General features: G+C 42.9%; 18 protein-coding genes. 7 read left to right on the top strand and 11 right to left on the bottom strand.

Features of this window, described 5'->3' with window-relative positions; all coding sequences use genetic code 11:
• The first annotated feature begins 106 nt into the window (after positions 1 to 106).
• Together AC07UV_RS19670 and AC07UV_RS19665 are read left to right on the top strand one after the other, a co-directional pair.
• Positions 107 to 1,888 (top strand): ABC transporter ATP-binding protein, encoded by a 1,782-nt coding sequence (locus AC07UV_RS19670; protein ID WP_495184985.1) that lies wholly within the window; start codon positions 107 to 109, stop codon positions 1,886 to 1,888.
• A 134-nt stretch (positions 1,889 to 2,022) separates the two neighbouring features.
• Complete coding sequence (locus tag AC07UV_RS19665; protein ID WP_495184984.1) at positions 2,023 to 2,367, top strand: magnetosome magnetite crystal formation protein family; 345 nt, start codon at positions 2,023 to 2,025, stop codon at positions 2,365 to 2,367.
• A gap of 144 nt (positions 2,368 to 2,511) precedes the next feature.
• On the opposite strand, the gene AC07UV_RS19660 is transcribed toward AC07UV_RS19665, so the two are convergent.
• The 6 genes from AC07UV_RS19660 to AC07UV_RS19635 all read right to left on the bottom strand — a co-directional run bounded on the left by AC07UV_RS19660 (position 2,512) and on the right by AC07UV_RS19635 (position 9,814).
• Entirely contained in the window at positions 2,512 to 3,687 is a 1,176-nt protein-coding gene (locus AC07UV_RS19660; protein ID WP_495184983.1) for an MFS transporter, read from the bottom strand.
• A 311-nt stretch (positions 3,688 to 3,998) separates the two neighbouring features.
• Positions 3,999 to 5,090, bottom strand: coding sequence for a dipeptidase (locus AC07UV_RS19655; RefSeq protein WP_495184982.1), 1,092 nt, complete (start codon positions 5,088 to 5,090; stop codon positions 3,999 to 4,001).
• A gap of 1 nt (position 5,091) precedes the next feature.
• Positions 5,092 to 6,198 carry a D-TA family PLP-dependent enzyme gene (locus AC07UV_RS19650; RefSeq protein ID WP_495184981.1) on the bottom strand — a complete coding sequence of 369 codons (1,107 nt, stop codon included), beginning with the start codon at positions 6,196 to 6,198 and terminating at the stop codon, positions 5,092 to 5,094.
• Between the two features lie 10 nt (positions 6,199 to 6,208).
• Positions 6,209 to 6,673, bottom strand: coding sequence for a RidA family protein (locus AC07UV_RS19645; RefSeq protein ID WP_495184980.1), 465 nt, complete (start codon positions 6,671 to 6,673; stop codon positions 6,209 to 6,211).
• A 33-nt stretch (positions 6,674 to 6,706) separates the two neighbouring features.
• Positions 6,707 to 8,035, bottom strand: coding sequence for a GntT/GntP/DsdX family permease (locus tag AC07UV_RS19640; RefSeq protein ID WP_495184979.1), 1,329 nt, complete (start codon positions 8,033 to 8,035; stop codon positions 6,707 to 6,709).
• 312 nt (positions 8,036 to 8,347) lie between these two features.
• A complete protein-coding gene (locus tag AC07UV_RS19635) occupies positions 8,348 to 9,814 on the bottom strand; it encodes an aminoacyl-histidine dipeptidase (RefSeq protein ID WP_495184978.1) in 1,467 nt (488 codons plus the stop codon).
• Positions 9,815 to 9,941: 127 nt separating this feature from the next.
• Here AC07UV_RS19635 and AC07UV_RS19630 point away from each other — a divergent pair, with 127 nt between their 5' ends.
• Complete coding sequence (locus AC07UV_RS19630) at positions 9,942 to 11,426, top strand: glycoside hydrolase family 130 protein (RefSeq protein ID WP_495184977.1); 1,485 nt, start codon at positions 9,942 to 9,944, stop codon at positions 11,424 to 11,426.
• Here AC07UV_RS19630 and AC07UV_RS19625 read toward each other — a convergent pair.
• The gene (locus tag AC07UV_RS19625; RefSeq protein WP_495184976.1) at positions 11,398 to 13,611 is read right to left on the bottom strand and encodes a glycosyltransferase family 4 protein; all 2,214 of its coding nucleotides are present in this window, start codon (positions 13,609 to 13,611) and stop codon (positions 11,398 to 11,400) included. The two genes, AC07UV_RS19630 and AC07UV_RS19625, sit on opposite strands and share 29 nt — an antisense overlap.
• 219 nt (positions 13,612 to 13,830) lie before the next feature.
• On the opposite strand from AC07UV_RS19625, the gene AC07UV_RS19620 reads away from it, so the two are divergent.
• Positions 13,831 to 14,418: a sugar O-acetyltransferase gene (locus tag AC07UV_RS19620; protein WP_495184975.1), complete on the top strand. Its 588-nt coding sequence runs from the start codon at positions 13,831 to 13,833 to the stop codon at positions 14,416 to 14,418.
• A gap of 244 nt (positions 14,419 to 14,662) precedes the next feature.
• On the opposite strand, the gene AC07UV_RS19615 is transcribed toward AC07UV_RS19620, so the two are convergent.
• From AC07UV_RS19615 to AC07UV_RS19605, 3 genes are all read right to left on the bottom strand, one after another.
• Positions 14,663 to 15,082, bottom strand: coding sequence for a GNAT family N-acetyltransferase (locus AC07UV_RS19615; protein ID WP_495184974.1), 420 nt, complete (start codon positions 15,080 to 15,082; stop codon positions 14,663 to 14,665).
• On the bottom strand, positions 15,079 to 16,587 hold the full coding sequence (locus AC07UV_RS19610; RefSeq protein ID WP_495184973.1) for an NAD(P)H-hydrate dehydratase: 1,509 nt from the start codon (positions 16,585 to 16,587) through the stop codon (positions 15,079 to 15,081). The genes AC07UV_RS19615 and AC07UV_RS19610 overlap by 4 nt, the downstream gene beginning before the upstream one ends.
• 88 nt (positions 16,588 to 16,675) lie before the next feature.
• Positions 16,676 to 20,098, bottom strand: coding sequence for a trifunctional glycoside hydrolase family 18/polysaccharide deacetylase/glycosyltransferase family 2 protein (locus tag AC07UV_RS19605; RefSeq protein ID WP_495184972.1), 3,423 nt, complete (start codon positions 20,096 to 20,098; stop codon positions 16,676 to 16,678).
• A 163-nt stretch (positions 20,099 to 20,261) separates the two neighbouring features.
• Here AC07UV_RS19605 and AC07UV_RS19600 point away from each other — a divergent pair, with 163 nt between their 5' ends.
• From AC07UV_RS19600 to AC07UV_RS19590, 3 genes are all read left to right on the top strand, one after another.
• Positions 20,262 to 21,098, top strand: coding sequence for a DUF4846 domain-containing protein (locus tag AC07UV_RS19600; protein ID WP_495184971.1), 837 nt, complete (start codon positions 20,262 to 20,264; stop codon positions 21,096 to 21,098).
• A 258-nt stretch (positions 21,099 to 21,356) separates the two neighbouring features.
• Entirely contained in the window at positions 21,357 to 22,559 is a 1,203-nt protein-coding gene (hmpA, locus tag AC07UV_RS19595) for an NO-inducible flavohemoprotein (RefSeq protein ID WP_495184970.1), read from the top strand.
• An 87-nt stretch (positions 22,560 to 22,646) separates the two neighbouring features.
• Positions 22,647 to 23,111 (top strand): RrF2 family transcriptional regulator, encoded by a 465-nt coding sequence (locus AC07UV_RS19590; protein WP_495184969.1) that lies wholly within the window; start codon positions 22,647 to 22,649, stop codon positions 23,109 to 23,111.
• 695 nt (positions 23,112 to 23,806) lie between these two features.
• Here AC07UV_RS19590 and AC07UV_RS19585 read toward each other — a convergent pair.
• Entirely contained in the window at positions 23,807 to 24,010 is a 204-nt protein-coding gene (locus tag AC07UV_RS19585) for a hypothetical protein (protein WP_495184968.1), read from the bottom strand.
• Positions 24,011 to 24,042: the final 32 nt, after the last annotated feature.

Raw genomic sequence — 24,042 nt, 5'->3', positions numbered from 1 at the left:
AATATCTTTTTTTATCCAAGACTTAACATTTGATTTCCCAATGACAGTAATTTCATCGAAATATAAAGCAGAGTTGACGAATTAGTCCTATTTTTGTACCCATAATATGAAGGATCTCGCTTACTTAAATAAGTACTTTTATAAATACCGCTGGAAGCTGGTTCCAGGGGTGATTTTTGTCATCATTTCCAATTACTTTGGGGTGCTCCCCGCCAAAGTAATCCGCGAAGCGTTTGACCTGGTACAGGAAAATATTTATCTCTACCGCCTGTTTGACGGATTTGATAGACAGGAGCTTATTTATAAGGTATTTGGTACAAGCCTGCTATTCTTCGGTTTTGTGGTCTTATTACTTTCTCTCCTACGGGGTATTTTCCTATTCTTTATGCGGCAGACTATTATTCTGACTTCCCGTTATATCGAGTATGATCTTAAAAATGAAATTTACAACCATTACCAGGAACTGAATTTCGGATTTTTCCGCAAAAATAACACGGGTGATCTGATGAGCCGTGCAACCGAGGATGTCAACCAGGTACGTAATTACCTGGGACCAGCCATTATGTATGCAATCAATACCGTGGTACTGTCCATTATGGTCATTTATGCCATGTATAGTGTAAATGGAAGACTGGCGACCTATGCATTGGCGCCTATCCCTGTCCTTTCTGTCATTATACTTTTTGTCAATAAAATCATCAATAAGCGCAGCTTAAAAATCCAAAAACAGCTGGCAAACCTCTCCTCTTTTGTTCAGGAAACCTTCGCCGGAATCCGCGTCATCAAGACCTATACCCGGGAGCAGAACAAAATGCAGGCTTTTGAAAAAGAAAGTACAATCTACCGCAACACAGCATTGGATCTGGTTAAGGTACAGGCCGTTTTCTTTCCGCTTATCTTATTGCTGATCGGTCTCAGTACCGTCATCACCATCTATATCGGTGGTATTGAAGTTGCCAAGGGAACGGTCACAGCCGGAAACATCGCCGAATTTATTATCTATGTCAATCAATTGACCTTTCCGGCCATGTCTTTAGCATGGGTGACCTCGCTGGTACAACGTGCCGCGGCATCACAAAAACGGATCAATGAGTTCCTTGAAACCCAATCGCCGATTGCCAATGGCAAAATAGAGAAAGAAATCGCAGGTGAAATCAAGGTAGAAAATATCTCATTCACGTATCCCGAAACAGGCATTCAGGCCATTAAAAATATATCATTCCAGGTTCCTATCGGAAAAACACTGGCTATCATCGGAAAAACCGGTTCCGGTAAATCTACTTTAGCCAACCTATTGCTGCGGATGTATGATATAGATCAGGGTAATATCCAATACGATGGTATTGCATTAAAGGATCTCAACTTCAAAAATCTACGTCAACAAATTGGTTTTGTCCCACAGGATGTATTCTTATTTTCAGATACAATTGCCAATAACATTGGTTTCGGACTGGATCATTTCACACAGGAACAGATCGAACAAGCCGCTAAAGACGCTGCTGTATATGATAATATTATCGCTTTTGAAGATGGTTTTGACACTGCTGTCGGAGAGCGCGGTATCACCCTATCGGGTGGTCAAAAACAACGTGTATCCATTGCCAGAGCCTTGGTCAAAGAACCAAATATATTGATCTTTGACGACTGTTTATCTGCTGTTGATACCAAAACCGAAGAAACTATTTTACGCTCATTAAGCCGCATTATGAAGGGCAAGACCTGTATTTTCATTGCCCACCGGATTTCAACCATCAAAAATGCGGACCATATTCTTGTCATGGATCAAGGTCAGATTGTCGAGCAGGGCACTCATCTTGAGTTAATGGAGAAAAGAGGTGAATATTTTGAACTTCACGAAAAACAATTGCTGGAAAGTGTCGAAGGATAATCAAAACTGCCCTAAATAACGACAGTAAATACTGCACAAAATTAAATATCCCTGAATTCAGCTAAAGAAAACAGGGATTTTCTCTTTTACATTTGCCTTATACATTTACATCACACTTTTATCGTATAAGTATCATGGAGAGAAACTCAGTGCAGAGCACATCATCAAACGACGGCAAAACAGTTGCTATTATTTCCTATTTAACCCTAATCGGCCTGATCGTTGCCATCATCATGAACAAGAAGGAAAAGACTGCCTTAGGTCAATTCCACATCAGACAGAGTATCGGCATTACCGTCACAGGAATTGCATTGGGCTTGTTGCGCTTTATCCCGGGTATTGGTGGAATAATTATGAGTGTTGTCGGTATAATCTTACTGATCGCTCTTATATTGGGTTTAATTGCGGCATTCTCGGGCGAGAAAAAAGCCCTTCCTTTTATTGGTGAAAAATATCAGCAATGGTTTAATATGATTTAAACAAGCCTATTTAGCCCCTATTTTAGAAAAAAGGCTGTTCAAAAAAACCGGAATGATCCCCAAAAGTAAAATAAGTACTTTTGAAGGCCAGTTCAGCGTTTGAGCAGCCTTTTTCGCTACTTTGCTAGAATTACTTTATATTTTCTACTGTCTCAACCGTTTTTTCTTCTTTGAAAAAAACAGCAAACAGCAGCAGACAGAAAAATGAAATTCCTGCCGGTATAAACCATAGGTACTCCCAGAATTGATCAGCATCCCCACACCATACATTGCAATCGTAATCAGTCCCTGCGCCGAAGCTTTATATTTCTCTCCTGCAATCCGATCGGTATAGATCTGGCCGACGACAAACATAAAATCATAACAGATTCCATGTAAAACGATACCAAAGATAAGCAGAAATACCTTTTCCTGTCCATCCCCAAAAGCAAAGAACAGGTATCGTAATGCCCATGCGGCAATACCCAATAAAATCATTTTCTTATACCCTAAACGTCTAAAGAAAAATGGAATGAACAGCAGACAGATCGCTTCCGAAAACTGGCCCAACGCCATTTTTGCAGTAGGATTGGGCATACCGACATTGACCAAAAATGGATTGGCATTCTGATAATAGAATGAAATGGGAATACAGATCACTATGGCCGTAACAAAAAAGATTAAGAAACTCTTTTGTTTTAACAGCCCCAAAGCATCCAGCCCAATGGCTTTTCCAAAATCAAATTTTTCATCTTTAACCCCTATCTGTGGTGGAGTTTTGGGAAGAAATAGGCTGAAAAATGCCAAAAACACGGAACAGATGGCGCCCATAATAAAGGTATTGTACAGGGCTCCTCGGCTTATTGCCTCGGGGCTATCCCAACGGAACAGATAGCTGATCACAAGCCCCGAACAGATCCAACCGATTGTTCCCCATACCCTTACCCCCGGAAAATACGTTTTGGCATCTGCGATATGTCGGAAAGCAATACCATTGGAAAGGGAAAGTGATGACATATAAGCCATGAAATAAAGAAAGACGTAGGGGTAAAAATGGCTGGCATCAGGTGCTTGGGACATCCCATAAAGCAATGCGGCACCCAGCAGATGCAAAACCGAGAGCACCCGCTCGGCATTAAAATAACGGTCTGCGACGAAGCCAACAAAGAAAGGAGCAAATACAGCACCTAGGGACTGCGTAGAAAATATATTGGCAACCTCCATTCCTGATGCATTCAGGGACTTGATCAAGTAGGTACCTAAAGTGACAAACCAAGCTCCCTTGATAAAATACTCCAAAAACATCATCAAAGATAACTGGAGGCGTAAAGTAAACGTCATAGTGGTTTAGAATTGTTTCTGTTTACGAATATATCATTTATTTAGAGGACATACCCACCGCGAAAGCAGCCTTACTTGTAACGATCTGCTTACCATAATCTGATTTTATCTATCCTAAATGCTTAACCTTGAAGTGACTTCCCAGAAGACTACTACCCCCTAAAGGTCTAAATCTGTGTTTTCAACGATCATTTTTTGTCAATGATCACGACCTTAATCGCCAAAGACAAAGATGCTGGGTGATATGATGCCAGGCATCTCGATAGGATGATAGCTATCACGAACTGCGATTACCCCGGGAAGACCTCCCACTATTCAGGTAAGGCATTCCGCATAAAATTCAACCAGTTCTGGCTGGCGATTTTGTCAAGATCAGCGCTGCTGTACCCGCGTCGTTTCAATATCCCAAAAACCTTTTGGATATCTGCAATGGTCTCCAGATCATAAGGACACTGTTCCCGACCAAAGGCTCCATCTAGATCGCTCCCTACCCCAACATGATTGACATTGCCCGCCAACTGACAGATATGGTCGATGTTATCGGCCATGATTTCCATTGAGCAATTGCTGGATTTTGGATCAGACAGACCACGTACCCAGTTGGGCACCATCATCCAGGCATCTAAAGCAACACCGATAACAGCTCCCTTCTCCACCAGAATCTTGATCATCTCATCGCTAAACTGTCGGTTGTGATCCACAAACTTCCGACAATTGTTGTGGCTGGCCCAGATTGCCCCATTGTATCGTCCCATCGCATCCCAAAAAGCATCGTCATTCAGGTGTGTTGCATCCAGGATCATTCCCAATCGTTCCATTTCCTGCAATAAGTATACACCTTGCGCATTCAATTCCCCAGAGGAATCGGTGCCATTGGCATATCTTCCCGGCCCATAATGTGCTGGGCCGATCGCCCGCAAGCCGTAATTGTAGGCAACTTCCACATGACTGATATCCACCAAAGAATCGGCACCTTCCAGGCTCAGTAGGTAACCGATGGGCTTATTTGAATGATTAGTTCCCTCGGACCACAAAGCACGATGTTGATCTAAATCGGTCTTTGTTTTGATCATTTTCATGTGTCCGTCAGCCTCCATGGCCTTATACCAGGCCAATTGCCCCTGTGTCTGCGCCCAGGCCTGTTCTGCTGAGTACCAGCCTGGCAAAGTGCTGTCCGGATGGACAAATCGCGCAATCTGCGTGGCTACAACGATACCGATATTCCCTTTGCGTAGCTCTTCAAAAGTAACCGTAGCTTTTGCCCGGTCGGGCTTATCTGCCATCCCCTGCTCCCTTCGGTTCAATTCCTGGATAGGCAGTCGGAGATCTCTATTCCACTCCATGGCATTCATGCTCAAGTCTAAGTGTGCATCAACCACAAAAGGCATTTCAAATTCGTACATATCAATAATTTATCTTTTTACCTCGTGCAAGCACCTTCCAAACCTGATCCACAACAGCATTGTTGACGACCTGCAATTCGTCGTAACAGGCAACTGTAGGACAGATATGTCGCGGCACACAATACAGTTCATCCCCTATCTTAAAGTCGGCAATGTCCCTGACTTCAACTACCAGATGTTCCTCACTCTGCATTTTGATCCCGCCAATCCGCTGGTCAAAAAATTTGACACGGGGCTGCGGCGATTCGCTGGCAACAGATTTGTAGCCAAGATCCAAGCAGAGATGCTTGTGATCTACAATGGAAACCACACGTGTCAGCAACACAGCGGCAACTAAAAAGTCCTGTTCGGCATAATTTTCGGCGTAACCAAAATCCCAAAACACGAATGTACCCGGACTGCATTCTACATCACTACGTTCGGCATGAAACGGAAAACTGGGCGATCCGCCGATCACCTTCGTTAATGGGGTGGTGGTGGAAACCTGCGCCATGACGTAAGCCATTTCGAGCACACTGTAAGCCTTTTGAGTTTGTTGCTCCCGTACTTTGTAATCTTTATCATGAATATGTCCATCGTAACCATGTACACCAACCAGTTGAATTCCATCCAATAGCTGAATGTCTAACACAAGGCGCTCTATCTGTGCAATAGAAGCTCCTGTACGCCCCATACCAACGTTTACATCAATATAAACTGCGATAGGTTGTCCTTTTTCCAACCCTCGTGCGGATAGCTGTAATGCAGAATCCGCATTATCTACCAAGCAGGCATAATGTGTATTGGGGAATGCCTCAATCAGGTGCAGCAAACGATCAATCTTGGGTCCCACAGGCTGATAAGCCAACAGCACATCCTTTGCGCCTGCCATACCAAGCAATTCGGCCTCGGCAATGGTTGCACATTTGAATTTGCTGATCCCGCGCTCCAGCAACAGCTGACAGACCTCCATGCATTTATTGGTTTTGATATGTGGCCGCAAACGACCCACATGGCCGTCCACAAACTTCAGCGCACGGTCTATATTTCGAACGATACGATCAGGATACACCAGCAGTGCCGGTGTATCTACCTGATCGACATTTTGTACCCGATACCAAGTTTCCATGATCAGTTCGTTAATATAACTCGAATAGCGCCTCGATTTCGACAGGGATATTATCAGGTAAAGAGCCGAAACCAACCGCACTCCGTGTACCGATTCCATTTTCCTCGCCCCAAACCGCAGCAAACAACTCACTGCAACCATTGATTACGCCAGGATGGTACAAGAAATCGGACGTACAGTTGACCATACCCAATACCTTAATAACACGCTTAATTTTATTTAATGAACCCAAATTAGTTGTGATCGTCGATAGCATCGTCAAGCCTACCTGTCTAGCTGCAAGTTTCCCTTCCTCGGGACTGATATCGCTACCAATCCTTCCTATAATCAGCGAAGCATCATCCTGTACCGGTCCATGTCCAGAAAGATAAAGATACTTTCCATCAATAACATATGGTTTATAGACACCTTTAGGTGCTGGTGCCGGTGGTAATGTCAAACCTAATTCCTCAAATTGTTCATCTGCATTGTACATCGTGAATGATTTTAAAGTTTAAAAATATAATAGCTAATATAAAATTATTTGCAATAGCAAAACAGCAACCAGTCCGACGATGGAAACAATTGCTTCCATAATCGACCAGGAGAATAAAGTGTCCTTGACGCTCAGGCCAAAATACTCCTTAAACAACCAGAAGCCCGCATCGTTGACATGGGAAAACATAAGGCTCCCTGCCCCGATTGCCAGTACCATCAGATTGGGGTCAACCTTGCCCGCTGTAACAATGGGTAGTAAAACTCCCGCTGCTGTCAGTGCAGCAACTGTTGCCGACCCGACACAACCTCTAATGACCGCAGTAATTAACCATGCTAACAGCAAGGGTGAAATAGGAAGTTGCTGTAGGGCATTGGCCAACAAAAGGCTCACACCGCTATCCTCCATAACCTGTTTGAAAACTCCAGATCCGGCGATGATCAATAAGATCATTGCAATATCCCTGACTGCTGACTCATAGATCGACATGACTTTGACCATGGAACGGCCAAGTCTCAGTCCCAGTAAGTAGGTGGCTACAACGATCGCAATGACCATCACTACTGTTGTGCTGCCGATAAATTTCAACCAGCGCTGTACGTTGGCATCATCGGTATGGTATATATAAGGTATAAGAGTAAATAAGATAATCAATAGGACGGGTAACAAGGCAACGACCAAACTTGTACCAACCGTAGGCTGCTTGTACTCCTGTTGATCGGCTGTTTTTTCCTGCCGGAAGATTGATTCTTGACTCGGGAGCATATTCCGTAGCGAGCGGCCAAAAATAGGGCCACCTAATATGATCGCGGGAATAGCAATCAACAGGCCATATATCAGGGTCAGCCCCATATCCGCATGAAAAAGTGCGACCAGCGCAACCGGTGATGGATGGGGAGGAATAAATCCATGGGTTACCGACAATGCAGCCAGCATGGGCAGCCCGATATATACGGCCGGAAGTTTGTATCGATAAGAAATCGAAAAAATCAACGGTACCAGCAGCACGAAACCAACCCCGTAGAACAACGGAATGCCCACGACAAAACCGGTCAGCATCAGGCCCCACTGCAGGTATTTCTCCCCCATTAGCCGAACCATCTGCGCAGCAATGATTTCAGCAGCGCCACTTTCGGCAACAATCTTGCCCAACATGGCGCCCAGCACAATAATCAGGGTCAGGCTTCCCATAACCCCGGCAATGCCTTTTTCAACAGTACCGACCAATTGATCCGGCGCAATACCCAAACACAGTCCGCTGAGAATAGAAACTAATAAAAAAGAAAGAAACGCATTAATCTTAAAATAAGTAATGCATAGGATGAGCAAACAAATGCTGATTACAATGAGGATTATGGTCATTATATCAATATTAGGTCCTCCCCTCAATAGAGAGGTTTAATAAAATTTTGGTCTAGTAAATCATTTTTTCATCCTGAAAATACAATTATTTTTCGTTTTCTGCAAGGAAAGTGAAAAATAATTGAAAATATCGCCGTATACGACTATAACAACAGCCGCTGTTTTATTTGATCTTTTTCAAAGGCACCGAGTAATGGGACCTCTTAACTTTTCTGGAGATGAAAAGCATAAAAAATGCCTCCAAAAATTTAGACAATTTTTGGAGGCAAATATACTAGCTAAGCAGCTATTGCAGCAAAAGAGAACAGCGACTTACTTACGCGGGATCTCTTTTAGAATTTCGAGCACAAAATTCCAATATTTCTGAACAGAAGATATAGAAGCGCGTTCTGCCGGTGAGTGTGCACCCAATATCGTTGGGCCAAAAGAAATCATATCCATACCGGGATAATTGGTTCCCAATATACCACATTCCAATCCAGCGTGACAGGCCACAACTTCTGGAGCCGCCCCGTGTTGTTTTGTATAAATGGATTTAAGCACCTCTAAAATTTCAGAATTTGGATTGGGTGCCCATCCCGGATAATTTCCGGAGAATGCCACATCAAAACCGCCCAATTCAAACGACGCCTGCAGTGAATAGGCCAGATCAAACTTGGACGTTTCAACCGAAGATCTGGTTAAACATTTGATCGCAATCTGCTCCGCCCCCACCTCAACTTTAGCGATATTATTGGAAGTTTCAACAAGATCCTCGAAATCTGCACTTACACGATATACACCATTCAATGCCGCATAAACACAATTAATTAAATTCTCCTGTACAGGTACAGGAACAACTGTTGTCCATACTGCATCCGTTGGCTCCACCAGAATTTCCATAACCGGTTCAGTCGTCGCGAACTCGATTTTAATAGCTTGAGCCAATTGTGTTAAAGCATCAACAAAAGCGGCCGATTTTTCTTTGCTAACAACAACCTTAGCCACACTCTCCCTTGGGATTGCATTACGAAGGCTTCCACCCAATAACGATGCAATACGTAAGCCATAGCGTTCATTTGCCTTAAACAACAGGCGGTTCATCACCTTATTCGCATTCGCGAAGCCCTTATGGATATCCATACCTGAATGTCCGCCATGCAGCCCTTTTACTGTAAGTTCAAAAGATACGGTATCTGAAGGACAGGCTTCTGCCACATAGGATTGTGTTGCCGTAACATCGATACCACCCGCACAACCAATGTCTATCTCATTGTCATTTTCAGTATCAAGGTTCAATAGGATCTCGCCTGACAACACACCACCCTTTAATCCCAAAGCCCCGGTCATTCCAGTCTCTTCATCAATGGTAAACAAAGCTTCAATAGTTGGGTGAACAATTGTTGTAGACTCTAAAACAGACATGATCGTAGCCACACCCAACCCATTATCTGCACCCAAAGTGGTTCCCTCGGCCTTCACCCAATCACCATCGACATACATTTTAATACCCTCATTGTCGAAGTCAAAAACTGTATCATTATTCTTTTGGTGAACCATATCCAAGTGCGATTGCAACACCACAGTTTTGCGATCTTCCATTCCCGTACTTGCCGGTTTTTTGATCAACACATTACCTATTTCATCTACACTGGTTGCTAAGCCCAGGTTTTTTCCGAAATCTACCATAAATGCAATGACACGCTCTTCTTTTTTCGATGCCCGTGGAACAGCATTTAAAGCAGCGAAATTTTTCCAAATTGCTTTTGGTTCTAATTTATCTAAACTATTTTCAGCCATATCTAAAAATTTGTATCCGTCAAAGTTACTCCATTTTTACAATATATCCCCCTTTATCGGAAGCTTATAAAAACAAAATCCCTTCGCTGATCGTTCTTAGTAAGAGTGTAAACTTGAAAATAACGACATGCACAAACCCGTAAAAGTAGAGCGAAAAGACATTTATTTCAAACCGGATAAGAAAAGGGTACTGGCAAGGTTCTTCTCTCTGGGTGAGGAGCGTACCATCAAGGTCATCAGACGTACACTGGAGCTGACTGAATCCGAGCGTAAAGAGGTTTTTGGTCAGGTTCTTCGGAGCTACACAAAAAGACATCGTAGTATTATCAATATTTTCGAACGTAATTTTGAGCGTGTGAGTTACTTACTGGAAAAAATCCCTTTTCCTAAAGAAAAACTCAGTCAATTGGACAAGCTGCTGATCGGCTCTTACTTTACGATGGAGTATTCCATTGAATCGGCGGCCCTTTTTAATCCCTCCATCGTAGAACACCCGGATCAGACCGAGCTCTTTAAGGGCGAAAAACGCGTGATACTCAGCTTTCGGGCCACTGGTGAAGGCCATGTATCCTCGATTGTATTTCGGGCCGGAACACTTGATCTAGACAATAATATTCACATAGATTACATCGGTAATTTGTTGGATAAACCAATTCAGGTCAAAAATCACCGTTACCATAAAGAATCTTTCTTAAAAAAGATGAACGAGCTTCATGCCGAACCCACTGAAGTCAAAACGAAACTTGAACAGAAATTAACAGCAACATTTACCTATGAAGAACTCAAACGTTATATTGACGAGGTCAGGCAGGACAGTGAGGAAAATCTAGAAAATATCACCTTTCTACAACAGGCGATGTGGTTGGCGTCATCGCATTATGAAATGACTTTTTCGCTGGATACCTCCATTTCCGAACGTGTGATCTTCCCTATTGCGGACACTGAAAAAAGAGGGATCGAAGACGCTCGCTTCGTGCAGTTCAAAGATGAAAAGGGAGAAAGTGTCTACTATGCGACCTATACGGCCTACGACGGTTTTAGTATCCTCCCCAAGCTTTTGACCACAAAGGATTTCTATCACTTTAAAGTGAAACCGATCTATGGTGAGATCGCAAATAAAGGCGCAGCACTCTTTCCCCGAAAAATCAATGGGCGATACGCGATGCTCTGTCGGATAGACGGTGAAAACAACTATATTGCTTATTCGCATAACATTAATATCTGGCAAGAAACAGCCATACGTATCCAACAACCCGAATATGCGTATGAATTTGTGCAGATAGGCAATTGTGGGTCACCGATAGAGACACAATATGGCTGGTTGATTTTGACCCATGCTGTCGGGCCGATGCGTGAATACGTCCTTGGTGCTGCCCTATTGGATCTAGATAACCCTCATGTAGAAATAGGCCGTCTACACAGCCCTTTGATGACCCCAAATGATGAGGAACGGGAAGGCTATGTGCCGAATGTCATTTACTCATGTGGTGCACTGGTTCATAACGAACAGCTTATTTTGCCCTACGCGATGTCTGACTATGCATCTACTTATGCAACCATCAATCTGGAAGAACTTTTACTCGCTATTTTGAACCCTGAGCGCTATCAATAAAGGCGCGGTAAACCACGATATAGGCGAGGTAGAAACAGAGTGTACTTTCAGCTCCCTGATTTCTGTTGATCCCATAGGATTCAAGGCCATCACAGCATCCTTTAGTCTCTTCATCATACAGGCCCAGCTTTAAGTCATTCTCACCTAAAAACCAGCGGAAGGATGTAATCATGCGGGCAAAATATACTTTTTTGTTGGTGAGTCTAAATGCCTCACGGTACATAAACACCATTGCTGTGACATCGAGGGGCTGCTGGCCAAATTTGCTGATATGTTTACCCTGTTTTGCCCATTCCTGATTCCCGACCAAAGAAAGGCCTCCGTTCTGAACGGTAATCCCCTCCAGGAAGGTCAGGGTCAACAAACCTAATTGCTTTACAGCCGCATCATTCAGAAATGGATAGGCCGTCAATAAGGCATAAGGTAAAATAGCATTGTCATATGCCAGCACTGGCTCAAACCATTGCCAGCTGTCATCCGAGCTTGCCTCATATTCTTTGATCAACTTTCCGATCAGCTCCCGCATCAATTCGACCATGACTTCGTCATTCGACTGATGATGCAAATACTCCGCAATTCCGAGTATGGTATAAGCAATAGCACGGTTGGACCGCAACTGCTTAAAATGTGGTACGGACCTGAAAAACAGTTCGTGTCCCAACTGGTAATAACTCGTCAATTTTGTTTCCCGGAGCAGCACACCCAAAGCCCAGATCGTTCGACCAAAAGAATCTTCTGACCCTACTTCATCCAGAAAATTATGCTGAAAACTCATAAAATTATGAAACAATCCGTCTTCGCGCTGATGATAATAGATATAACTCAAATAAGTTGAGATACGACGATCATGCCGTTTGTCCGCAAAGTCAGGCTGGGCTAATAGCGTCACCAATAGAGCCCGGGCATTGTCATCTAGGCAATAACCTTCTTTATAATTGGGCAGTGAATAAGTCGCATGCTGCAGTATTCCGACCTGGTTGGTCAAGCGATCAATATGCTTCCAACTGAATTTGGGCATTTCATCTTTGGAAAATGTCGCGTTTTCTTTAAAGCCGTCAAGTGAAGGAACTACTTTATCCAAAAGTCGGGTATAGCGAAGTCCGATATTTTTCCAGGTCATTTCTTTACCAAAGGCTCGGGCATTGTCCCGCAGGGTCATACGATGTTCCTGATTGCTAAACAACGCTGCCAAGGTGGTTGCCATCAATGCTGGATTCTTAAATTCGACCAGTACCCCCCGACCATCGGCCAATAGCTCTTTGGCGTGCCAATATGGGGTAGAAACCACCGCGGCCCCTGCCCCGATCGCATACGACAATGTTCCGCTGGTGATCTGGGCTTCATTGACATAGGGAGTGACATACACATCACAGGCAGACAAATAAGTGACTAGATCGGACTGGCTCACAAACGAATTGACAAATTGGACATGATCTTCTAAATGGTATGCATCGACCATGCTCTTTAGGTATTCACGGTATTCTTCTCCAGAATGGGCAAGCACATTAGGGTGTGTCTTGCCAACGATCAAATATATAAGATTAGGCTCATTTTTAACGACCGTAGCAAGTGATTCGATAACGGTTTCAATTCCTTTATTGCGCCCTATAAACCCGAAAGTCAGTAAAATCTTTTTTCCGGAAAATCCTTTTTTTTCTTTTGCTTCCTCCTGACTAAGATGAAATTCGGGTACCCCATGATGGATGAGTCTAACTTTTGTGGTATTTACCCGATAGACGGATTTCAATAGAGTAATTGCATAATTACTCATTACGATAACAATCGAAGCCCGTTTGACTATTTCAATTAAAATTGCTTTTTCATCTACCTTTGGCTTTTCCAGGATGGTATGTAAATTTACCAGCAAAGGGATATGAAGCGCGTTAATAAGCGAAAGAATATATAGACCACTATTCCCCCCGAAAATACCATATTCGTGTTCCAGGATAACGCAATCGTAACCGTTGTTGTTGATGTAGTCGGCAGCCGCGATATAAGAAAGCTGATGCTGTTGATCTATGGTGAAAACCACCTCTCCAGGATAAGCATAGTTGCGGTCCGCAACGGCAATGACGTGCTGAATCAAATCCTGGTTATGTAAGGCCACAGCATGTAATAGATCCGACGTGAAGGTGGCAATCCCACATTCTTTGGGCAGGTAAGTACTGATATAAGCGATTTTCATTGAAATGATTGTTTTGAATAAAAGCCTTTTTTGAGGACAATAGCATTCATGTATTCCATTATCTAAATGCTTTTCAACAGCAAATTGTTTGTAAAGAGTATGTTATTTAATCCGGAAGGAGTAAATTTCGCAGATAAATGGCGTCCTTAAATTTGATACGCCGATGTGGAGCCTGCAAAACTTCCTGTATATTTGCGCCAGATCAAAAATATTGACTGAATGAAATCACCCAAGGAGAAAATGATTGCAGGCATCCCTTATATTGATACGGATGGACAACTATTTAAGGAAAGACAATCTGCAAAGGAAGAGCTCAAACGTTTCAATGACTCCGAACCGAAACAGATCAAATTCAGAAAGCAGATTATCCAAAAGCTATTTAAAGCGACAGGTACCCGTTTCTTTTTGGAACCACCGTTCCGTTGCGATTACGGTTACAATATTTCAATAGGTGAAAACTTTTACAGCAATTACAACTGCACCATTTTGGATGGGGCTCCAGTGACAATAGGTGAAAATGTATTGTTTGGTCCGAATGTCAGCCTTTTCACCGCCGGTCATCCGGTTTATTTTGAAACAAGAAATCAAGGCTGGGAATTTTCAGCGCCCATTGTCATTGAAGATAATGTATGGATCGGCGGTCAGGTCGTTGTCAACCCCGGAGTCCGTATTGGCAGAAATGCGGTGATCGGATCGGGTTCGGTGGTGACCAAAGATATTCCGGCAGATGTCGTTGCCGCTGGAAATCCATGTCGTGTCATCCGGCCGATTACAGCAGCAGACCGTATTGATTATACAGACATTTAGAAAGCATAAATACATCATCTACTATCAAAACAAGGTCATCATGCACGTGATGATCGTTGTTTTTAACTACTTCGCCACGCGCAGCGGACATGATTCACATTATTGTCTACATACCGCTGCAGACAATGCGATCCTAAGGCTATTCAAAAAATCTCGTTAAATGCCAGTTCAGCCTATTATTCAACGCGAAGGAAATTTTAAGAACTAGCTTGATAGTAATAGGAATTCCTCATTCATGCATTTATCACTGGGATATATTGCCCTCCCTTAAATTGTATATAAATCGGTCTGGCTTACCTGATTCTTTCATCAGTAGAAATCCATTTTGTGTCCAAAAATGATAATACTCCGAAGTCGCCCGAACAAAGAGACTACGACCCTCAACTATTTTGACAAATTGGAGCGTATAACGAAGTAGTGCGCCGCCTGCTCCTTGTTTTCTAAAATCGGGGTGAACGGCAAAATAAAGAATCTCATAATCACCTTCCGAGCACAGCAGGGTAAGTACGCCAACCACTTCGTCACCACTGTAAGCTGCAAAATGAGCGGCTTCAAAATCCCCATCAAGCATGACCTCCGACAATTGCCCTGTAGCACTGAACACCTCCTTTCGGAGTTTCCAGGTGCGGGCCGCAAATACCTGTTCGATATACCAATCTGTCATAATTGTATTTCGAGTTCTAAAAATGCCGCTGGAAGGTAATTAATAATGTCCGAAGGCAATAGGGAATAAACGCCAATCGAGGGTACCGCAATATCAGCTGCCCTTCCATGTATGTATACCCCCATAATCAGTGCTTCCTGGGAAGAATAGCCCTGCCCGACCAAAGCCGTCAATATCCCTGTCAAGATATCTCCGCTTCCTCCCGTAGCCATTCCGACATTGCCGGTGCTATTGAAATAAATTGCTCCTTCAGGTGTAACCATCGCACTGTTGGCTCCTTTTATCAAAACGTACAGTTGGTATTGTGCTGCAAAGACCTTCACCTTATCCATCTTTTCGAAGTCATTCTGCCAAGTCCCCAATAATCGACTTAATTCTTTAGGATGTGGAGTCAATATACTTTGTTTCGGAATGAATTGCCATAGCTCAGGTTCTTGCGCCAAGATATTCAATACGTCAGCGTCTAATACCAAAGGGGTATCAAGACCCTGCGCGATAAACATCTTAAAAGCATCAATCGTAGATTGGGCTGTCCCCATACCAATGCCGATGCCGATGGATTGAAAGCTGTGCACATCAGGGAACTGTGTGACTAGATCGTCGTTGGGGTCAGTAATTACCATCGCTTCGGGGACGGCAGTCTGGATACTTGTATAGCCACAGGATGGTATATAAGCAGAAGCCAAACCACAGCCCGCACGCAAAGCAGCCCTTAAGGCCAATTGCACAGCGCCCATCTTGCCCCTACTCCCACCGACGATCAGACTATGCCCGAAGGTTCCCTTGTGATCAAATTTATTTCGTTTCCGATAGAACGACCTGAGCAAAGCTGAATCGACATAACGAAAAACAGTATCAACCTGATCAAAGGCTGTTGGGCTCAGCCCAATATCCAATATACGAAATGCTTTGACCCGCAATCTATTCTCAGGCATTAACAACCCCAATTTAGGTGACTGAAACGTATACACCAGATCTGCCTCCACCACCGGTGAATCGTTGGGTGTGGTTTCGTCACTTAGCAGACCTGAAGGCATATCTATTGCATAAAGCGGCCCATCACAATGATTGATGGCGGCAATGAGATCCTGCCAATTTTCACTCAGTGAGTATTTCAGTCCGTATCCAAACAGGCAATCTAACACAATTGCCCCTCTAGGAATATGAACCTGACTTTCGGTACCAATTTTTTGGATAAGATGAGCAGGCAGCCGGTTTTGGTTCGCTAAGTTATCTGCTGAATAATCCGGCGTATCAATTAAATAAACGCTGACCTCAGCTTGCTGTTGATCCAGAAGCCTGGCCAGTACCAGTCCATCGCCACCATTATTGCCTTTACCACAAAAAATACAAAAAGAATGCTGTTCCAAGTTTGAATGCTGCTGCTTGATTGCTTCAAAAACAGCGGTTGCTGCCCGCTCCATCAAGTCAAGGCTACTGATCCCCTGATCATGCATCGTTTGTCTATCTACCCAGCTCATCTGGGCCGCCGAAAGTATTTTCATGTTTATCTTCCTTTTTTAGCGAATCATGTTCTACAGATTCTCCTGTTCTAAATTACTTAGAAAATGGGGTACCACCAAGATCTAGCCACTATTCGCTGACCGTTACTTCCCGCACTCCCCCAGTTCGCTTCAATGTACCCCAGGTATTCAACTCTCCTTTAATGGCTTTTCTGACCGATTTGAATAACACAAAATACATCAGTTGTCGCCAGAAAAAACGCTGCGGAAACAGGTAGATCAAATTTTTCATTTTCTCACCTTCCATCCGAAAAGCAATCCCGGCAAAGAAAATATCCACGAATACAAATAAAAAGTAATAAAACATGACCTGACCAAAACCATTATGCAGGGAGAACAAACCGGCGAGCCCAGTCCAGCTGATTCCATTGACTTCGCTCAGCGAAAATAGGCCACTGACCAAGGAAAGCAGCATAAATAGATCTGCCAACGGCGCAAATAAGGGCAGGATAATCTGAAAAATCAAGATATTGGGCATACCGACCATACCAAAATATCCGTATCGGGGGTTTAACAACGTATTCTTATTTTTCCAGAAACTTTGCAGCACGCCAAAGCTCCAGCGGAAGCGTTGCTTGAAAAGCATTTTTACAGTATCGGGTGCTTCGGTGAATGCAACCGCTTCTGCCGAGTTGCGTACAGTATAACCGGCCTTCAGTATACGCATGGTCAGATCACAGTCTTCGGCCAAAGTATCTGTTGTAAACCCGCCAACTTCCAAAATAACGGACCTTCGAAAAGCACCGATTGCGCCGGGAACAACCGAAATCATATTGAGCAGATCAAAAGCCCTTCTATCCATATTCTGCGAAGTGATGTATTCGATAGATTGCCAATGAGTCAACATATTATGTACATTACCAACTTTCACACTACCGGCGACCGCAGCAACCTGATCTTTATTGAAATACTTCATCAACATCCGCAAGGCGTCAGTCTTCAACTGCGTATCCGCATCTATACAGAGTACAAAAGCTGCATCGGACTGTTGAATACCATAATTCAGCGCCGAAGCTTTACCGCCGTTAGGTTTTGTAAACAACCTGACCTTTGGGTGGTCGCCATAGACCTTGCTCACAATTTCGAAGGTTTTATCTTTGGATCCGTCATCGACAAAGATCAGTTCGTACACAGGGTAATCGAGATGGAGCAGGCTTTTGATTGTTGCCAAGACGGTCACCTCTTCGTTATAGGCAGGGATAATAATACTGACCTTTTCCTGTGGATCCGATATCAATTCCGATTGTTCCTTCCTATTTTTTCTTTTTTGTCGTATCGCCAGATAGGCAATCATGACTGTACGAAAGATCGCCAATACAATCGCTAGCGAGAAAATCAGGTTAAGAAAGATATTTCCGTAAAACAGTGTTCCTAAAAACAGTCGATTAGATGATCCGCTGAACCCCGAATCCGATGCATTTTGCACGGGAGGCATTAGCTCATCGCGTTTCTTACCCATAAGGTCTCCGATCGTCGCAAATTTATAACCATGTGCTTTGAAATAATGAATAATACGGGGTAGCGCCGCAATAGTAGCCTCCCGGTTACCGCCAGCATCATGCAGTAGGATAATATTACCATTGTCACGTTGCTTTACAACTTCATTATAAATTTCATCCGCAGTACGACCGGGAAGCCAGTCATTGGGATCAATATACTCACCGACATTAATGTAGTTTTCCTTTCGGCTCTGGGCGACCGGAAGAATTTCAGCGACAGTCTGCGGTTCGGCATCAGCATTAAACGGTGCACGGAACAGAATCGTGCTATGCCCAGTAATACATTCTATGATCTTCCGGGTTGCATTTAATTCAAATTTGATCCGATTGGGACCTATTGTTGACATATCGGGATGGAAAAAAGTATGGTTCCCAAGCTCATGCCCTTGCTGATACTCTCTACGTACTAGATCCATATTTTTTTCAGCCATAACCCCCACAAGAAAAAATGCTGCCGGAACGTGCTCTCTTTTTAAAATATCCAAAACCTCGGGTGTATATGTAGGATCAGGACCATCATCAAAAGTCAATACTACGGTGTTGTCCCTTTCGCCAAAACGCTTAATCACATAATTACTCGGCGTCTTGACATACTGTTGATCCTCGATCAAACCATTCGTCGGATTGTATGCAAATTTTACCAATCCGGGCTCGGGACTATTCACCAAATCCAGAATCTCACCATCACCGATATATTGTATTCCCCCGACCTTGATTTTGCTTATTTTTTCAAAATCAAAAGGCTCCTTGGCTAAATGATCATGGTCCAAAGATCTCGAAATAAAGGACCATAAACGGGCATCTTCGCTTCCCAACCGCCAAAGTGCTATACCTGCCAATCCCCAATCGTTGGCTTTACGGATCAGATTGAAGTAGGTGGCTGCATCCGTGAAATAGACATCATGGCGCATGCCGGTGCCATCCTTGTAACTAAAATTGAGATTCGCTGACTCCCGATCGAACCGAATGTTTGCATTGTAATTATGCGCCAGGATAACGGCATTGTCATAGGTCAGGGTTTTGCCCCCTTTTCCAGCGGGCCAATCATATCCATAACAGGCCAATGCCAAAATCACCTTATCTGCATCGACTTTACCGCACAGCTCATCCAGGTTCTTTTCGACCCAAGCCTGGTGGGAAATCGCACCGGCATTGCTCTCGATGGAATGCTGATCATAGGCCATTAAAATGATATAATCATTGTATTTTTGTAGCGAAATGGGATCATAATCATCATTTTCGGGTGAAATATCCTGTGACACCAGCAAACCTTCACTATGAAAAACCTGATAGATTCGCGCCATAAAATCGTTTAAAGGTTTACGGTCTTCCAGTTGAAGATTTTCAAAGTCGATATTGATACCTGAAAAACCATTCCGCTTTATTTTGATTAAAATATCATCCATAAAACGTTGCTGTTTTGCTGGATCTGACAATATTGTCCGTACAGTCTGTCCATCAAAGTCATTGCCGCTGAAATTGGAAATTTGGGCAATTGCCTTCCGTTTATATTGATGGATCATATTCAAGGCGGCGGTATCAGCTTTATCCACAATGGTATCCTGACCGGGCACCATAAAAAAGGACTCCATGGCGACCATATCCAGATGTCCTATGTTTCGCCTGAGGTCTGACAAAGATTGCTGACGAACCTCATTAGACCAGGAACTCACATAAAAGCCCATGTTAATCCTATTTTTATTGCCAAGATGCTTCATATGTTTCAGTTCCCGATCGCGTTTAATCTTTTCAAGTTCCAATCTGACGACCGTAAACTCCTTAAACTGTTTCGAGTTTTTCAACTTTGCGGTAGACTTTGCCGTCAAAGGTGCATTTGTACTGATTGTTGGAAATGGAGGTACCTGGATCTTGCCCAGGGTATAGACAACGCATACAATGGCTACGATCATTCCAATAATCAGTACCCTGCTCATCCATGAAAAAGCGTACCAACGCTTTTTGCTCGACGTCTGAAAAATCTGTTTTTCTGACATAAAATATTGCGATTAACTTCGGCTAAGCTACATCAGAAAATGATCCAAAACACTCATCCTCAGCTTAAAAATTCCTTAATTTTACAAGACTCTTCAACCTGAACACTCTGCCGAATTTTGACTATCTTAGTAAGATCGGTAACACCGACTTAAAAACGCTGATATGACAACAACATACCTGCTATTATCCATGCTATCCCTACAAGCTCTTATCGGCTGCGGACAGTCTAATTCAGCAGTTTCCCAACCGAAAACCAAAGACCTAACTGTGGAGACTGCCAATCCTGACGGGAGACAGTTTATTGATCCAAAGGGAATGACTGTCAAATCGAGAGTTTTATTGCCTGCAGGTTTTGAAAGGCTCAGCTATACAGCAAAAGATTTCGGAAGTTTTCTCGAAAACCTTCCATTATACCCCATTGATCATGAGGTACGTTATTATAATGGAAAAATTAAGCCCCGAAACAATATCTATAATAGCGTTATAAAACTCGATATCGGCAAACGCGACCTGCACCAATGTGCCGACGCGGTCATGCGATTAAGGGCAGATTACCTCTACCAGCAAAAGAGATATCAGGATATTAGATTCAATTTTCTCTCCGATGGCAAACCACGCACCTATATAGATTATGCCAAAGGAGATTATTCGTACCCAAAATATTGGAAGTATATGGAGTATATTTTTGCCTATGCCAACACGGCTTCTTTGCACGATGAGCTTCCTCATGTAAAATCGTCCACAACTGTCAAAATCGGTGACACTTTCGTGCAGAAAGGCTCCCCCATTGGCCATGCGATTATTGTCGTTGATCTTGCAAAAAATAAGGAAGGCAAGACAATTGTACTACTTGCCCAGAGCTATATGCCTGCACAGGAAATACAGCTATTGAACAATTGGAACAATGCTGAGCTAAGCCCTTGGTACGATATTGACAAGGATGTAATCAATACCCCAGAATGGACTTTTTATGCCCCTAACCTGAAAACCTGGAAATAGTGTCATCATCCTGAAAATTCTTTCAGCAATTCTTGAACAATAAAACCGAATTACGGTCTACATAGTTGTATGAGTGTGTGGGTAAATTAAATAAAAGATATTTTTGTCTTTTATTTAATTTTACTATTTTTGCTTATGATAGTCATTTGCAAATGTACCCTATCAAGGAGTAGTAACAACCTCTAAAAGAGGTAAAATCACATTTCATTCCTTTTTTTTAATAAAATAAAAGACAAAAAGGTATTTAAATATTTTATTATGATTACCGAAACACAAAAAGATCTAGTCAAAGGCACTATACCCGTTTTGAAGGAGCACGGTGTTGCGCTAACCAGTCATTTTTACAAACGCATGTTTACGCACAATCCTGAACTCAAGCACATATTCAATATGGGGAATCAGCAAAATGCAAAACAGCAAACGGCATTGGCTACCGCTGTATTGGCTTATGCGGAGCATATTGATAATCCCAGTGTACTACTATCCGCTGTCAAACACATCGGACAAAAACACAGTAGTCTCCATATTCGTCCTGAACATTATCAGGTTGTTGGCAAGCACCTATTGGCTTCTATACAGGAAGTATTGGGAGATGCTGCTACAGATGAGCTCATCGAAGCATGGAAAGTTGCCTACTTTCAATTGGCCGACCTGATGATCGGTATCGAAAAAGAGATGTACGACCAAATGATCCAAAACGAAGGTGGCTGGACAGGCTGGAAACCTTTTAACATCGTTAAAATCGTTTCGGAGACCGAAGAAATCCAGTCGATTTATTTAGCACCGACTGATGGTGGTCAACTTCCAAAACATACTGCCGGCCAATATGTAAGTGTACGTGTGTATCTACCTGAGCTTCACCTCTACCAGCCGCGGCAATACAGCCTATCTGACGCCAGTAACGGTCAATACCTTCGTATCTCTGTAAAAAAAGAAACTCCCATCGGAAAACCGGAAGGAATGGTCAGCAACTACTTACATCAATACTTTCAGGAGGGAAAGCAGTTGGAATTGACAGCACCTACCGGCTCCTTTAACCTGATTGAGAATGAGCATCCACATGTGTTTATTAGTGGCGGAGTCGGCCAGACTCCGTTGATGGCCATGCTGGAACAACTTATCAAGGCAAAGGGACAAAATGCAGTAACATGGATTCATGGCTGTAGAAATAGCGATTTACACGCATTTAAAGACAGACTTAGGACACTTGAGGCACAACATGAGCATATCAGATGCTTCTCGTTTTACGATGAACTCCAAGAAGGCAACAGCAGCAATCTCCCGGGCTGGGTAGATCTGGCTAAAATCGATTCGGATCATCTGCCACAAAAAGCCAATTACTACTTGTGCGGCCCCTCAGGTTTTATAGAAAAACACTTTCAGTACCTGACCGACCAAGGCATCCAAACCGAGCATATTCATTTTGAAGAGTTTGGACCAGCTTCCCTACAGCTCAACTAGGGGTAATGATAGCCATCTGTAAATTTTCCATGGATTGCGGATGGCTATTCTTGATTTTGTACCTTTGTGGAAAAGCAAGAATAGATTATGGGTATTTTTTCCAAAACATGCGAATATGGTCTTCGGGCAGTTTTTTTTATCGCACAGAGTTCGCAAGAAAACAAACGTGTCGGCATAAAAGAAATCGCCGAAAATATCCATTCTCCTGAGGCCTTTCTCGGGAAAATCTTGCAAAATTTAAGCCGTGCTGGTATTATTCGTTCCATGAAAGGACCTGGTGGCGGGTTCTATCTGGATACATCCGATATGTCTACCCCCTTGTCAGATGTGGTTAAAGCAATTGATGGGGAGAACCTTTTTGTGGGCTGCGGAATGGGCCTGGAGTTCTGCTCAGAACAGTATCCCTGTCCGCTACATCATGAGTTTAAAAGTATCCGCAATAGCCTATCGGAGATGCTTCAAAAAACGACTGTTGGCCAATTCAATGATGACCTCATAAAAGGAAAAATCCTGCTGACAAAATCCAAAATTACACCAGACCAGGACAACTAAAACGCCACTCAAAAGTGGACGACATAGGTCCAAAATAACATATTTTTCACCCCATTATGGATGCCTTCTCAGGATTCCGCTTGTTGTGGCAGTCTTTCACACGCTGTCTTTATTGAGATTTTTAATTATAAACAAAAGAAACAAATAAACTTCATAATTAAACTGAAATACAACAACTTAACAAAATAAAAAAAACCAAAAAACCAGTACCCTATCTCTTTTTGATCTTATAGCTATAACAGCAGGTACTGATGCCGTATCTCCCTAAAAAGAACAGCTATAAAGAATTCCTTCACACTATTACCTACCTTCCAATACCGTCCGTATTAAATAGCTGTAAACGATACGTTAATCAAGAATAAGTCCGTGGATGAGTAGATCTATTTGCGAAAAAATGATAAAATAGCAGGGTTCAAAAGCGCATTTCTTATGGGTTAAAACCACATAGACTATGCGCATTATTGGTCAAAATAGTATTCTCACACAATTTTCACCCTTTGACACAAAATTCACAAAAATAAATCATATTATCATTTAAAATAGAACACTTTACAAAAATCATATAAATAAAAAAATGACCTATAAAACACGGTAAAAACTACGGTTTTCAACTAAAAAAAGGTATGGATAAAATTCTATCCACACCTTTTTCTTCAATACAACGACCTTCCCTGCATCGAGTCAATCCAAAAATGTCATTTTTCAAATGCTGTATATTCTACTAAACTTTGCTTGCTTGCTTGCTTGCTTGCTTGCTTGCTTGCTTGCTTGCTTGCTTGCTTGCTTGCTTGCTTGCTTGCTTGCTTGCTTGCTTGCTTGCTTGCTTGCTTGCTTGCTTGCTTGCTTGCTTCAGACAAAACACCTTTCACAATTTCCAAACGAATGGAATAATTGATCATCAGCAGCTATCAGCCAGCATACCTCACAGCCG

The sequence above is a fragment of the Sphingobacterium sp. GW821-FHT03E03 genome (assembly GCF_059420745.1).
Note: the sequence above shows the minus strand (reverse complement) of the source record. Positions and strands in the feature narration are given on the sequence as shown.